The organism is Microcoleus sp. A6-C6 (assembly GCF_036705955.1).
GTDB lineage: Bacteria > Cyanobacteriota > Cyanobacteriia > Cyanobacteriales > Microcoleaceae > Microcoleus.
The window spans coordinates 44,640-59,522 of sequence record NZ_JAUBVR010000007.1; the positions used below are offsets into that span (position 1 = coordinate 44,640).

General features: G+C 47.2%; 11 protein-coding genes. 5 read left to right on the forward strand and 6 right to left on the reverse strand.

All coding sequences use genetic code 11. The features are described from left to right. Positions 1-99: 99 nt before the first annotated feature. Both QUB52_RS04995 and QUB52_RS29210 read right to left on the reverse strand, forming a co-directional pair. Positions 100-3,411: an ATP-binding protein gene (locus QUB52_RS04995; RefSeq protein ID WP_332972406.1), complete on the reverse strand. Its 3,312-nt coding sequence runs from the start codon at positions 3,409-3,411 to the stop codon at positions 100-102. Between the two features lie 263 nt (positions 3,412-3,674). Beyond that, positions 3,675-3,938 carry an NblA/ycf18 family protein gene (locus tag QUB52_RS29210; protein WP_442923161.1) on the reverse strand — a complete coding sequence of 88 codons (264 nt, stop codon included), beginning with the start codon at positions 3,936-3,938 and terminating at the stop codon, positions 3,675-3,677. Between the two features lie 135 nt (positions 3,939-4,073). On the opposite strand from QUB52_RS29210, the gene QUB52_RS05005 reads away from it, so the two are divergent. Together QUB52_RS05005 and QUB52_RS05010 are read left to right on the forward strand one after the other, a co-directional pair. Beyond that, complete coding sequence (locus QUB52_RS05005; RefSeq protein WP_332972407.1) at positions 4,074-4,670, forward strand: phycobiliprotein lyase; 597 nt, start codon at positions 4,074-4,076, stop codon at positions 4,668-4,670. 521 nt (positions 4,671-5,191) lie between these two features. After that, positions 5,192-5,947 carry a phycobilisome rod-core linker polypeptide gene (locus QUB52_RS05010; protein ID WP_265233795.1) on the forward strand — a complete coding sequence of 252 codons (756 nt, stop codon included), beginning with the start codon at positions 5,192-5,194 and terminating at the stop codon, positions 5,945-5,947. Positions 5,948-6,346: 399 nt separating this feature from the next. Here QUB52_RS05010 and QUB52_RS05015 read toward each other — a convergent pair whose 3' ends face one another. Continuing rightward, positions 6,347-7,285 carry an RluA family pseudouridine synthase gene (locus QUB52_RS05015; protein ID WP_332972443.1) on the reverse strand — a complete coding sequence of 313 codons (939 nt, stop codon included), beginning with the start codon at positions 7,283-7,285 and terminating at the stop codon, positions 6,347-6,349. 399 nt (positions 7,286-7,684) lie between these two features. Then, positions 7,685-9,133 carry a RecQ family ATP-dependent DNA helicase gene (locus tag QUB52_RS05020; protein ID WP_332972408.1) on the reverse strand — a complete coding sequence of 483 codons (1,449 nt, stop codon included), beginning with the start codon at positions 9,131-9,133 and terminating at the stop codon, positions 7,685-7,687. A 290-nt stretch (positions 9,134-9,423) separates the two neighbouring features. Here QUB52_RS05020 and QUB52_RS05025 point away from each other — a divergent pair, with 290 nt between their 5' ends. Continuing rightward, on the forward strand, positions 9,424-10,233 hold the full coding sequence (locus tag QUB52_RS05025; protein ID WP_332972409.1) for a phytanoyl-CoA dioxygenase family protein: 810 nt from the start codon (positions 9,424-9,426) through the stop codon (positions 10,231-10,233). Between the two features lie 240 nt (positions 10,234-10,473). Here QUB52_RS05025 and QUB52_RS05030 read toward each other — a convergent pair whose 3' ends face one another. Further along, positions 10,474-10,854: a hypothetical protein gene (locus tag QUB52_RS05030; RefSeq protein WP_265233801.1), complete on the reverse strand. Its 381-nt coding sequence runs from the start codon at positions 10,852-10,854 to the stop codon at positions 10,474-10,476. Positions 10,855-11,152: 298 nt separating this feature from the next. Here QUB52_RS05030 and QUB52_RS05035 point away from each other — a divergent pair, with 298 nt between their 5' ends. Further along, the gene (locus QUB52_RS05035; protein ID WP_265233802.1) at positions 11,153-11,761 is read left to right on the forward strand and encodes a M23 family metallopeptidase; all 609 of its coding nucleotides are present in this window, start codon (positions 11,153-11,155) and stop codon (positions 11,759-11,761) included. A gap of 166 nt (positions 11,762-11,927) precedes the next feature. On the opposite strand, the gene ftsH is transcribed toward QUB52_RS05035, so the two are convergent. Continuing rightward, positions 11,928-13,874: an ATP-dependent zinc metalloprotease FtsH gene (gene ftsH / locus QUB52_RS05040; protein WP_332972410.1), complete on the reverse strand. Its 1,947-nt coding sequence runs from the start codon at positions 13,872-13,874 to the stop codon at positions 11,928-11,930. Between the two features lie 141 nt (positions 13,875-14,015). Between ftsH and QUB52_RS05045 the strand changes: the two genes are divergently transcribed. After that, the gene (locus QUB52_RS05045; RefSeq protein WP_442923162.1) at positions 14,016-14,840 is read left to right on the forward strand and encodes an NADPH-dependent FMN reductase; all 825 of its coding nucleotides are present in this window, start codon (positions 14,016-14,018) and stop codon (positions 14,838-14,840) included. Positions 14,841-14,883: the final 43 nt, after the last annotated feature.

Below are 14,883 nucleotides of genomic sequence, written 5' to 3' on the forward strand. Positions count from 1 at the left end.
TGGTAAAATCGGCCCCTACATTTCTATTTCTTAGTCCGCGGAGGCGGACATCGTTTGTGTAGTAGCGATTTCAATCGCCGAATCATCTGGATTATCCCCTCAATATACTACTTTTGCCGTTAAACTCAACCTTTCTACTGGATTGCGATCGAGTGCTTGTTTTATACTACTAATATCCGAGGCATTTGCTGACACAACTGGCTTGAATTCTAAGGTGAGTTTCAGACTAACAGTTGCTTCTGCGTCGGGACTGTTCAACAAACTGTTGATAGTCGAGAAAAAGCTTTGAAATCCCCGCATCTGCCCTTGATATTCTAACCGCACAAATTGATCGCTGGTTTGAATTGTTACTGTTTGGTCGATTTCCGGCTGCCATCTTTGCAATAGGGCGATTGCTGTTCCCAATTTGCGATAATCCATGACTTGATTCACAGACAATTCTAGCATTTCGATGCCTTGAATTTTGTGATCGCTAATGCGATCGCCCAAACCAGCAAAAACCACATTCACCGTGCCGTCGAGTTCGATAACCGACGGTTTCGCATCCCACAAAGTCCCCTGTAGCCCTTCCACAACATAAACAGAAGTGCCACCATCTCGCAGGCTAGAAACTTGAGGATTTAGATTGACTTTGGTTGCTTTTTCTGCTGTTTCCCCGTTGCCGTAATCTGCCACCACCCGAAAAATAGTGTTATTCACAATGGTTATTTCACACTCATCGGAAGGGCGGAAATTTCCCGGCACTAAATTATTATCTTGATACAAACTAACACTCAGTGATCCTTTGGCTTTCCACTTGACACGCACGGGTTTTGCCGCTTCTGCACTGGGCATCAATTGAGCGCTGAGTTCCACTTCTTTGGGCGCTGGAGGTTGCAAAATGCCGCGTCTGTACAGGGAGGCGCGATCGCTAAACTCGATCGTCTCCGGGGGCGTCAGCGTAGTATCATCAGTTTTGATAAATAGTCTCTCCCCGACTTTCATATCCCAATTGCCCATTTTCAAGCCTTCGCGAATCGTCTCCCGCAGCATCGTAACTTCCGCATCTAGGAGAATATTCAAACTCAAATCCTTAGCAAAAGCATCCCGCAGCGCCTTCACAGTCCAATTATCTAACCCCCCTGGCCAAACTTTTTGCAAGATAAAAGCCGGCGCGAAAGATTTAGCTTCTTGGGCGCGAATCTTGCCGCAATCTTTGAGGGCTTTGAGAATCACATCTTGCTGGTTATTGTTGCCTTTTACCGTACTCGAATCCTGGGTGGGAAGAGTGTAGTGCATCAATCCTTTCGGTGCTTTAGTCGCATCATTTGCAGGATAAAATAAATGGCGGTAGGCGTTTGTCAGAGACACTCTAACAGCTAAATTTTTCGCACCTTCCCGTTCCTTCAATTGCTTCTGTTGGCTTCCCGATAAATCTTCCATGCGGTTTTGACTTTTGAGAATATTTTGAATAGCTTTATATTCTCTGGCATTATCGATCGCCCTTTCTAATTCTAGCTGATTTGCCACCAAAAATAACAAGCGATTGCGGTAGGTGCGAAACTTCCCAGACTCGCCAGTATTGTTAAAAATGCGATCGATTAATTCCGGGGCGGCGTCGGTAGAATCGCGCACTGTCGCTTCGTCAAAGTCAAGTACGCACAGCGCCACATCCTCCGGGTTGTCGTCTACATCTCCGGGACTTTCGATATTAGAAACTAAGGTAAAGAATTTTTTGGCAAAAATGCTATCGCGGCGAATTCGCAAATCTTCTTTGGCTAACAAAACTCCGACTTGTTCTTTCTCTTCGGTAATAATTTTGTTAATCGAAGGTTCTTCTTTGAACCGGGCTAAAGATGTTACCGGATCGAAGTCTAAATACCATGCTACCTTAGTCAATGTTTGTAAAGCGCGATCGACAAAACCGCTATCAACCCCCGGAGTCAGCAGCGACAAATTCAACTCAGCGAGGCGAATCCCCGAAGAATTTCCCTGAGTCAAAGAATGCAAAAATATGGTTCTACTTATCCAGGTAGAAAACGGCGGTTTTCCGGCTGCTGTCCATTCCGCGTCTTGCAATTGTGCGTAAGCCGGTCTACCATCGGGATTGTAGATATCCGCACCGATCGCATTCCGCAAGGGCGATCGTTGCAACCGAGAGGTAAGATCGTTAGTAATTTCCTTATCCATCCCCACCGGAATATGATGCGTATGAATCATGGGCACAAAGGATTCAGGATTCTGAATTCTGACTCCAGAATTGTCCCCGCTAAATTCTGATTCCTTCTTCCTGCTTCCTGCTTCCTTCTTCCTTGTTCCTTCTTCCTCCCACAAATGCCGCACGACTTGCGCGAATAATCGCAAAGCCCCCCGTGTTTTTTGGAATTCGGGAATCGAAGCAATTTTTTTAGTCAGCAGATTGAACAATTCCGGGTGAAATGGATAACTTTGGGCGATCGCCTTTGAGTATGACGCATCTTTGCACCCATCGGGCAAATTAACCCGACAATTCCGATAAGCCGCCAGATATTCCGATGCTGCTTTTTCGGCCGCTTCCTCGCTAACTTTAGCAAACACGCGCTGTTTGACAATGTTATAAATTTCGATATCTGTAGAAGGACTCAAAACTCGTTCTTGTCTAGCCGAAGCCCGCATCGTTTCTTGCAATTCTGCCGTTTCTTCCGCAAAGGTATCTGCTGCGGAAGCGAGGGAATAAACCAATACTAAATTATCGCAGGCCGCCGCCAAATCCATCAGGGAAAACAGGAAAGCTACAACTTGTTTAGCTAAATCGCTTCTGCCAATTTGTTTCGCTTTTGCCGATCGCAAATACCGCGCAATTTCATCTAAAATAATCACAGTCGGCTGTCCGCCCGTCAACCTTTCTAGCACAGAAGTACCGGGACTGACGCCGCTTTTGTCGCTACCTTGCACTAACTGATAACCTTGAATTCCGCCAATTTGGTAGGCAATTTCGCCCCACAAAGTATAGGTTGTCAGGCCAGTGTCAGCGTGATATACTCCTTGTTCTGGGTCTAAATCTCGACCATCGATCGCTGCAACGGCGATCGGGCGATCGGGAATAATGCTAATATCTGTAAATCGTTCCAATCCGTGAATTTCTCGCCCTAGCTTGCAGATATGCCAGAGTGCAATTTCATCGTGAGTTTTCCCGCCCCCAAAACTCGTTTCCAATCGAATCACCCCAGCCCCGGCGCTTTGCTTCATCAAGCGGCCAAAAACTTCACGAATCAGGGTTTTGATGCCGTCTGTGGCGAAGGTATTAGCAAAGAAAGTATTTGGATCTTGATAAACTTGAGGTGCATTTCCTTCAACTACCAACCGCAATTTTGCTGCAAATAAATCTAGAGACAAGTCTCCTGATAAAATTTCCTCTCTGGGCACACAAGTATCAAAGATTAATTGCAACATTGATTATTAATCATTAGTCATTGGGCATTAGTCATTAGTCATTAGTCATTAGTCATTGGTCATTAGTCATTGGTCATTCTCAAATGTCAACTGCCAACTATCAACTGCCAACTGCCAACTATCAACTGCCAACTGCCAACTGCCAACTGTAAACTGCCAACTGACTCACTAAATATAACCCCACACCTACTAGCATAGCAAGTGCGGGGTTTTATTTATCACAACAGCTAAGTTGCGCCTATTATAGTGGACGATCGCAACATTCACATTTTTTTCATCCAATACTTTAACAAGTTTTCTTTGACCATATTTTGCCGCATCACTTCGAGCAAGTATTCCTGAGCTTGGTCTTGGCTTAAGCTCTTAACTTGTTCGCGCAGCACTTGTAATTTAAACTGCTGTTCCATGCTGAGGCTGGTTGTAGGCATATCCATAATTCGCTCCTCCAGTTTGCTGAGATCGATGCGAGATAGATCGAAATGACGTTTCGCAGGATTTGTTGTGTCTCCTACATTGTAAACTATCATAACATTGTCTTGACAATATGTCCAAAGTAGACATTTTGAGACTAATTTGTGTCGCAAAAGTACATCTAAGTGGGGGGAGCTTTATCATAAAACAGGGTAAAAACCGGGAAGCCTAAGCCAAAGGAGTTATTTTGTATGGATGCAATGGAGTTTTTTCAGAGTAGTGCTGGAGAATGGCGATCGCAGCGCAGCACTCACCACCTCGCTTTCCGCCAAGCGGAGATTGGGGATTCAAATATTCAGGTAACGGCGCTAGGTGCGGATGACGCGAGAGTGGCCGAGATTTGCCAGATGCACGAAGTCGATCCAAGTCGGGCTGCTGGGGGGGCTTTTGTGACTTGGCACGGCACTATGGCGTGGGATAAGGATGATGAGAATCATAAGGGCTCTACTGTGTTCGCGATCGTCCCAGATCCTGAGAATCCGCGGCAGGGTTTGATGTTGCGGGAAAGGGGCTATGCGGAAATTGTGCCGGTGGCCGGCCGTTTTGAGATGGATGATGAGGATGCGCTGCTGTTGATTACGGAATACGAGACGATGAGTTCGATCGAGCGTTTTTGGTTTGCCAATCCGAACGTGCGGATGCGGACGAGTGCGGTAAAGCGCTTTGGCGGTTTCAGCACTTCGACTTTTTGCACCGAAGTTCGCGTGGAACCAGACTCGGATGCAGCGGCCCCGGCTGCGGAGAAGGAGCCGGTTGCTAGCGAGTTTTACTCGGCCCTAGGCTGGTAATTTTTCAGCTTTCAGGCTAGCAAGCTCGTTCCCAGGCAGAGCCTGGGAATGCTCTTGTGGAGGCTCTGCCTCCCGTTTAACGAGGCATAGCATCGGTTATCGGCCCGTTCCCAGGCTCTGCCTGGGAACTAGCGTTATTGCTGCATCAGTGGCTTCTTCCTTCTTCGTTCTTCCCTCTTCCTGATGACGTTGGATGTTCGATCGGGGGGACAGCACTAATGACTGATGACTAATGACTAATGACTAATGACTTCTTGCCTCTTCCCTCTTCCTGATGACGTTGGACGTTCGATCGGGGGGACAGCACTAATGACTGATGACTAATGACTAATGACTAATGACTTCTTCCTTCTTCCCTCTTCCTTCAAAGTCAACAAATATTACAGATTGTTGCAAAAATTCAGGAAAATCAGATTTAGACTGCGAGAATCCCCTAATCTGTATGTTGGCTAGTTGTAGCATTACGCTGGCCGATAGCGGTGTCAGCTATTTCTGAAATTTGAGATAACGGAGATTATAACGTGGCGCTTCCTTTGTTAAACTACGCTCCTAAGAGCCAAAACCAGCGCGTCGCTGGTTATGAAGTAGGGGGCGATGAGCAGCCCAGAGTTTTCACAACCGAAAATGTGCTCTCGTCTGGAGACATGGAAAATTTGATTTGGGCTGCATATCGCCAGATTTACAGCGAACACCAAATCCTCAAGAGCAACCGCCAAAAGTCTTTGGAGTCGCAACTCAAGTTCGGCCAAATTACGGTGCGGGATTTTATTCGCGGTTTGGCGACTTCGGCTCCTTTCCTAGAGCGGAATTACCAAACTAACAGCAACTACCGATTTGTGGAAATGTGCGTGCAGCGCGTTTTGGGTCGGGATGTGTATAGCGATCGCGAAAAGATTGCTTGGTCGATCGTGGTAGCAAATAAGGGGCCTCAAGGCTTTATTGACGAGTTGGTCAATAGCGATGAGTACCTGGGCAAGTTCGGATACGATACAGTACCTTACCAACAGCGCCGGGTGTTGCCTCAGCGAGTTGGAGGAGAAACTCCTTTCAACTTGAAAACGCCTCGCTACGGTGAGTACCACCGCTCGCAGCTTGGCTTCCCGCAAATCATCTGGCAGACAAGCGTTCGCCGTTTTGTTCCTCAAGAGCAGCAAGCGAAGGCTGGCGATCCGTCGAACTATTTGGGTATGGCGCGCAATATGCCTCTGCCTGCTACTCCCCCGCAGCGCGTGCCTCTGGCTAATATCAATATTGCCACGATGGTTCCTCGCCGTTAATTGATACTGCTTGGTGCGATTATTTGTGTCGCGCTATGGATTTAATCGATCGGCTTTTAGGCTGAGAGAGTTTTGAGTCTTGAGTTTTGAGGTTTGAGTTTTTTTACTAAACTTGGAATCCAAAACTCAGGACTCTTGATTTTTTGTCAGTAGTCAGTAGTTAGTAGTTAGTAGTCAGTAGTCAGTAGTCAGTAGTTAGTAGTCAGTAGTCAGTAGTTAGTAGTTAGTAGTCAGTAGTCAGTAGTTATCAATTCCCAATTTTAATTCTTCATACCCAGTTACCAGAAAGAATTGGTTTAAAGCCTCTCCCTGATCGGGAGAAATTAAAAGCAGACGATTCATTAATCCAATCCTCTTACTTCCAGGTAGAGGTCGCTGTCAACAGTCAACTGTCAACAGTCAAATGTGAGCTCGCAGGCGCAATATTTTTAACAGAGTGTTGAATTGATCGGGCAAAGGTGCGATCGCCTCAATCAACTCTCCGGTTAAGGGATGCTGCAATTGTAGCCGCCATGCGTGGAGGGCTTGTCCGGTTAAATTTACGCCGATGGAACGGTTGCAACTGTACATCGGGTCGCCGATAATCGGATGTTTAATTTCGGCTGTGTGGACGCGAATTTGATGGGTACGGCCGGTTTCTAATTGATAGTGGATTAGGCAATAGTTGCCGATTCTTTCTTTGATTGTCCAGTGAGTAACTGAGGGGCGGCCACCTTTCTCTTCTGATACTACTGCCATTTTTTTGCGGTCTGTGGGATGTCGGCCGATGGGTAGGTCTATGGTGCCTTTTTCGGCGTTAGGAACTCCGTAAACTACGCCTAAATATTCGCGGCGGGCGGTTTTAGTTTTGAGTTGGGCTTGCAGGTTTTGGTGGGCAATGTCGGTTTTGGCGATCGCGATCGCACCTGTTGTATCTTTGTCTAATCTGTGGACGATTCCGGGCCGTTGAACTCCGCCGATTTCTGCTAGGGGACAGTGGGCTAAGAGGGCGTTGACTAATGTGCCGTCTTGATGTCCGGCGGCTGGGTGGACGACTAATCCGGCTGGTTTGTTGATGATAATTAGGCTGTCGTCTTCGTAGAGAATGTCGAGGGGAATTGCTTGGGGTTCTAATTTTGTGGGCTGGGCTTCTGGTAAGGTGAGGTGGATGCGATCGCCCGTTTTGACTGAGATTTTTTTCGAGGTGCAGGTTTGGTCGTTGACTTTGACGTGGCCTTGTGATATGAGGGTTTGCACGCGCGATCGGGATAAGTCTGGTATCTGGTTTGACAGCCAAATATCTAATCGCTGAGTGGCATTAATTTGGTTAAATTCCTCTGTATTTTCTACCGTGTACATCTGTGGCGCAGTCTCTGTTTCTATCATTTAATTTTTACTGTTTTTTTCCGATTTTATCAAGCAGGAATTACGCAAAGATCAGACGGCGATTGAAACCGCGTCTATAAAAACAAAACCCGGATGATGCGCGGGTTGAAGACGAAGAGAAGACGGCGGTTGAAACCGCGCCTATAAAAACAAAACCCGCCTCCGCGGGTTGAAGACAAAGGCAATTCAAATTACGTTATCCTCTTCATTTATCCTCTCTTGAGTCCGCGGAGGCGGACATCGTTTGTGTAGGCGCGGTTTCAACCGCCGTCTCCTCTCTTAGTCCGCGGAGGCGGACATCGTTTGTGTAGGCGCGGTTTCAACCGCCGTCTGCTCTTTATATCCTAACATCTTTAAGTAAAATTGTCAATTCTAGCGACAATTATCGCAATGGCCGCACCGCATAGATTGAGATTCCTTGGTAAAGCCAAAAGCTTGTAGCAAAAATTGCCATCTACACTGGCGATGTTTGAGATATTTTGCCATTTCTGCGGCGGCGGTAAAGTTTTGTTTGCCAACTTTTTGCTGTGCGGATTTGTCGATCGCATAATTGAAAGGATCTTGCCATGTCAACTGTCCGCTGCTGTGTAAGATGGAAAGGGCGATCGCGCTTTCGGGAAATTCCCGCGACACAGCATCTACATCGCCTTTAACTGGCAGTTGTTTGGCTAACTGCTGTGCTTCTCGGTATTGCGATCGCAATTTATCTTCAAAAAATTGTGCTCTTTGTTTGTCATCGGGATAAAGCAAACCCGTCGGTTCACTAATCAACGTCAGGGCGATCGCCGATTTGCCGTCGCGTCCGCCTCTACCAATTTCCTGAATGTATTCCGATAATAACAAAGGTGCTTGAAAGTGAACAACCCACCGCACATCCGGCTTATTAATTCCCATCCCGAAAGCACAGGTACAAATCACAAATTTAAGATCGTTATTTAGCCAAGCTGTTTCTATGTTTCGGCGCGATTCTGGACTCAAACCTGCATGATAGGCTGCGGTTTTATAACCTGCATCTTCCAACAAATTAGCCAAATTTTCGCTATCTTTTCTCGTGCGGACGTAGACTAAACCTGCTTGTTTTGGTCGAGATTTAATAAAATTTAACAACTGCTGCTTGCGTCCCCTCGGTGTCCAGACTGTCTGCACTTGTAGGTGCAAGTTAGAACGGTAAGGACTTAGTAGAAATGCTTCCGGCTTGTGCAGTTGCAAGACATTTTTGATTGTTTTCTGTGCTTCCGGGTTGGCGGTAGCGGTGAAAGCTGCGATCGCAATTTTACTACCTTCCGGTTTAGCTTTCAACAAAGCCGGTCGCACTGTTCCCAAACGGCGGTAAGCTGGTCGAAAGGTATCGCCCCACTGCACTAAACAGTGAGCTTCATCTAATATTAAACCGTTGATTTGGATGTGGGGCTGACTGATAATTTCCCAAACAGGCTTGCTGAGTAATGTTTCGGGAGACAAATACAGCAATCTCAACTTGTTTTGTTGCAGCAATTGCAAAGTTTGGCGGCGCTGCTGTGCGGGCATTTGACTGTGGAGGAGGGAAGCGGGCAAATTGCGATCGCGCAATTCTTGCACTTGATTTTCCATTAGTGCGACTAACGGCGAAACCACCAAAGTTAAGCCTGTTTGTAACAATGCTGGCAGTTGAAAGCAGATTGATTTGCCGCCACCAGTTGGCATAATTATGATTGTATCTTTTCCGGCCAACAAACTGCTAACGATTTCTCCTTGGGGGGCTCGGAAGTCGTCGTATCCCCAGATTTGTTTAAAGGTGGCGCGGGCTTGACTTAATGATGTTGGTTCTGGTTGATATTTCATTTGGTTTATTCCCAAATTAGACTCGAACTTTTGTAGTTTGTAGGGTGTGCACTGCGCACCAGTTGACTTGGAAACCCAACGCGCCAACATTGGTTGACTAGCCCGTGCTTTTCGGCGCATCCTACAAGATCAGCCGGTGCGCAATGCGCACCCTACAAACTGATGTACTGATCTGTGTTTAGCAAAGATTTTATAACTGACGCACCCTACAATAACTTCAGAGTATGCAAATATCGAGCAGAATTAGTGTTAATTTAATAACAGTTAATAATTTTACTCGAATTTGAATTATGAACGCAAGCACGTTAAGCGAAGTTTTCAGCTATCAGCAAAAAACTTGCGATCTTTCCGATACAGCGGGCGCGGTAGCAGCGTTACATGAAGATGGTTTTGCGCTGATTCCCGGTGTGCTCGGCGAGTCGGAAATGGTGGCGGCGCGGGAAGCACTCGATCGCCTGCAACCCTTCGGACTCGATGGTAGCAGTTGGAGCGAATTGAACAAACATTTTAAATGCGTGTTTAATCGCGATCGCCTGTGGCTTTCATATATCGATCGACCTGGTATCATTGAATTGGCAGAAGCATTGATGGGCAGCGATTGCCACATTATCGGCATGACTGCATGGAAAAGTGGGCCCGGTTACGATGGTTGGCGCGTCCACGTCGATCAGGTGTTTGTACCCTTGCCCGAAAGCGTGTTTGCAGATCACACTTTTCAACTGCCAGTATGGATTTGTACAGCCCATTTCTATCTCAGCGACATCACAGAAGACCTCTGTCCTACCTATATTATTCCTGGTAGTCACAAATCGGGTAGAAAACCCGATCGCGGCGAAGAAACTTGGAATGGACACTCGTTAGAACCAGTTGTCTGCAAAGCAGGAGATGTGCTGTTTTTCCGCAGTGAAATTTGGCACTCTGGCGGCAGAAATACCACCGTCGATGGTAGTCGCTATATGCTGCAAGTGCATTATTCCCACCGCAATATCGCGCAGAAATTTTCGCCTTGGCCGTGGCAATTCAACCCCGAAATTCTCGCTACCGCTACAGAACGGCAACTGCGGCTTTTAGGCAAGCATCCTGAGTCAAATTACGGTTGAAATATCTTATGAATTTTAGACTCCAAGTGTATTATTCATGCCCTCGCTATTCTTGAAACTACCTACGTTCTGAATCGTTAATCTGCCTAGGATCTGTGGTTGACCTATCAATCAAAGATTGAGGGAATGCAAGTCTATTTGAGATTTTGACTTTTGGATGTGAGACGATCGTCCATTCTAGAACTCTGCGAATCCCCGAATATCTCGATCCAAAATCCAAAATCCAAAATCTCAAATCGCCTAAGACTGAGCGTCTCGGCGGCCGAGCTCGTAGACGCCGCCGCCAATACAGGCGATCGTCCCCATAGATACCGCCCAACCAGTACCGAGAGAAAATTCTACGCCCCAATTGCACAATCCGCCCGCAATCAAAAAGGGCACAATGCTCAACAGCGAAGCATAAAAGGCATTTTGAGCTTCTCTGGCTTGGCGGGTTCTCTCAAACTCGGCTTCGGATGTGTAGAGGGATCTTTCGGCAAAATTCATCCAGCGGTTGAGTTGCAGGATTACCCATTCTGTGATGGGCGACAGGCCCCAGTACAGGGCTAAAGACCACAATGACGCACCGGCGATCGCAGTTGCGTCTATGGCAAAACTAAAAGGGAAAATTTCAGTAAGCATTGCTTATGTGTTTTATAAATTTGAGATTTCAGATTGCATCCAAAATCCCGTACTAAAGTATAGTGTCAAACAAAAGCTCGATCGAATTCAACCGCAGCAGGCATTCCGCTGGCAAATAATTTTCCGTTACCCGCAGCATTTAACCCGAAGCCTTGACACGAGTTGTGCATAGAGTAAAATACACGTTGGTTAACTGATTCGCTAGTGGGTAGAGCACGCGAGGCAATCTTGCAGCGAATTGGCACAACAGACAACGCAGATTCGCAAATACATTAAACTTTCAGGAGTTAAATAAATCGTGCAAGACTCTACGAGCCCTAGATCCGTAAAACGCTTTTTTCGCGCTAGACACATACTACTGTTAGTTCTTTCGATCGGTATCGTGGTGATCAGCCCTTATTTGCAGCAGCAGTTAGTCATGGCTCAGTCAGCTTTACCAAGCAGAGTCGCTACGGGTAATTTGTGGCAAGAAGCTTCTTTTCCCGTCGAAAGTTTTGAAGCCTACACTTCCCCCTTCGGCTCCCGCGGCGGGGATTTTCATTACGGTTTGGACATGGCAGCCCCGGAAGGTAGCTACATCCGCAATTGGTGGGGCGGGCAAATTGTGGAAGTTTGGGAAGATGGCCGCTGCGGTACTGGTATGGTAGTGCGATCGGGAGATTGGGAGCACATCTACTGTCACCTCAAAGGTAGGGTGCAAACAGCTAACGGCGGGCGTTATTATACCGATCGCGAAGGTGGTATGCAAATTTGGCAGGGTCAAACTGTGCCGGCTGGTGCGAGAATTGCCAGAGTGGGAATGACCGGCCGCACGACCGGCCCTCACCTGCATTGGGGATTGAAGTACGGCGGACGTTGGGTAGACCCGGCTTTGGTACTTCGCGAAATGTATTCCAATCAGTCTTAATTAGTCATTGGGCATTGGGCATTGGGCATTGGGCATTGGGCATTGGGCATTGGGCATTGGGCATTGGGCATTGGGCATTGGGCATTGGTCATTAGTTAGTAATCAGAGGGAAGAAGTATTACGCAATGCCCACTCTTACCAATGACTACTGACCAATGACTAATGACTACTGACTAATGACCAATGACTCTTTTTTTGTCAACTCGGCGTATCGATCGACAATTTTGCGGAATTCATCACCGTCGATCGTTTCTTCATCCAAGAGCACTTCAACCAGCTTGTCTACCAAATGGCGGTTTTCGCGGATAATCCGGCGGGCTTCTTCGTAGCAGTGAATGGCGATTTCTCGGACTTGCCGATCAATCTTAATTGCCATTGCTTCAGAATAATCCGATCGCGAATTCCAGTCTCGGCCCAAAAACACCTCATTGTTCGGACTTTCCAAAGCCACAGGCCCCAAATCCGACATTCCGTAAAGCGTTACCATCTGCCTCGCTAGCTTGCTAACTTCTGTGATATCGCTGCTGGCACCGAGAGTTACTTCGGCATCGCCGTAAATTTCTGCCTCTGCCGCCCGTCCCCCCAAAGCTACTGTAATCCGGCTTAACAGCCACGCCCGACTCCTCAAACCTTCGCTGTCGATCATTTCGTCATCGAGCACGTAGTTGGCAAAGCCTGCGATACCGCCGGAACGCGGAATGATCGTTACTTTTTCTAGCGTGTCGGTATTTTTGAGCATGATTGATACGAGGGCGTGTCCGATTTCGTGGTATGCTACAAGCCACTTTTTCTTGCTGTCGAGCAATGGGTTGAGCGTCAGCCCGATCGTGATTCGGTCGATCGCATCATTAACTTCTAAATTACTAATCGTGTCTTTGCGTCGCCTCGCGGTGAGAATAGCTGCTTCGTTGAGCAAGTTTGCCAAATCAGCGCCGGAAAAGCCGGGAGTGCGACGGGCAATCATGTCTAGGGCAACTTCGTCGTCGAGTTTTTTGTTGCGCGCGTGCACTTCCAAAATCCCTAAACGCCCTTTGTAGCTGGGCAAATCTACCGTTACTTGTCGATCGAACCTACCGGGCCGCAACAAGGCAGTATCAAGCACATCAGGGCGGTTCGTAGCAGCAATCACAATCACGCCGCTATTACCCTCAAAGCCGTCCATTTCTGTCAGCAACTGATTGAGAGTTTGTTCGCGTTCGTCATTTCCGCCACCAATACCAGCGCCGCGCTGCCTTCCTACCGCGTCTATTTCATCGATGAAGACGATGCAGGGCGCATTTTCTTTAGCTTTTTTGAACAAGTCGCGGACGCGGGAAGCGCCGACTCCGACGAACATTTCCACAAATTCGGAACCGGAGATGCTGAAGAATGGAACGGCTGCTTCCCCTGCGATGGCTTTTGCCAACATTGTTTTGCCTGTTCCCGGAGGCCCGATTAACAAAACTCCTCTAGGAATTTTGGCGCCGATGGCGTTGAAACGTTCGGGTTTTTTGAGGAAAGTTACAACTTCTTGCAGTTCTTCTTTGGCTTCTTCGATCCCTGCTACGTCGTCGAACATCACGCCGGTTTTGGCTTCCATTTGGAAACGGGCTCTGGATTTGCCGAAGTTCATGGCATTTCCTTGCGATTGGGTCGATCGACGCAGGATAGCCATCAACACTGCCAACACTGCAAAAATTACCAGCAAGTTTACTACTAAACTGACTGCTGCGGCGTTGTCGGCTGTTTGTTTGACTTCAAAGTCAATCTTTTTGGCACGGATTTGCGAGTAGAGTTCTCGGTTGTTGTAGTCGAAGAGAGTAACAATTTGGGCTTGATCGGTTTTTTGATCTTTTAGCTTAACTTTGGCAGTTCTTTGAATTTCGTCTATTTCGACTTTACTGACTTGTCCTTTTTCTATGTTGTCGATGAGTTGGCTGTAACTCATGGTGTTGTTTGGCGCGCTGTCGGCAAAAACCGGGGTCGAGAGCAATATTCCTTGAGAAATCACCAAACTACCCAGGATGCGCCAAATATTCCGTCCTGGAATTGATTTTTTCGGATTCTGCTGGCTCGATTTGTCTTTGTTTACAGCTAGATGTCCCAGCCATGCGTGTTTCCAAGAATTTTTCATATTGCTTTTTTGCCCAAGGTGGAAGACTGCCAAGATTGACCGCTTGTGGTTTGCTACGTTCATTTATTTTAACAAGATGCCGGGTGTTGAATCGGTTTATCTGTCGCTGGGATATCAAGAGACCGCTTAAGATGACGGGTTTTGAACCCACTGCGACTCAGAAACCGGGCTTTTTACCAAGGATTTTGGCAAAAACCCGGTTTTTCGGCCCCTCCACTGAACTTACGCACTCCGACTCAGAAACCGGGTTTTTTACCAAATCTGTCGGCTATCACCAAGGATTTTGGCAAAAACCCGGTTTCTCGGCCCCTCCGTAAATCTCAAATCTCAAATCGATTGACACTTGCCGATCGCCCTTGTTATATTAATCATACTCGTAATGAGTACGCTTTACTTGCTCTGTTATTGTTTTTAAGTCCTATGGTAAAGATAGTCGGCATTGGTGGAAGTTTGCGGGCTGGCTCCTACAGCCAGATGGCGCTGATGGTAGCGGCTGAGCGGGCGCAGGTACTGGGCGCGGAAGTTGAAATATTGGATTTGCGATCGCTCAATCTACCATTCTGCGACGGTGATAATGATTATTCCGATTACCCCGATGTGGAAAAGCTGCGGAATGCGGTAAAGCAAGCCGACGCTTTGATTCTAGCAACGCCGGAGTATCACGGTAGCGTCAGCGGTGCTCTCAAGAATGCCCTCGATTTACTCACTTTCGAGCATTTGGACGGCAAAGTTGCGGGTGCGATTAGCGTTTTGGGAGGGCAAGTCAACAGCAACGCGCTTAACGATTTGCGAACTATTTTGAGATGGGTGCACGCTTGGGTAATTCCCGAACAAATTGCGATCGGACAAGCTTGGAAAACTTTTAGTCCAGACGGTAAATTGTTGGATGATAAACTGTCTGAAAGGTTCGATGAATTTGCTCGCAGTTTGGTAGAAAATACGCGGAAATTGCGAGGAGTTTCTTAGTAGTATAAGGCGGGAATTTTGGAATTGTTGACTAATGACTAAT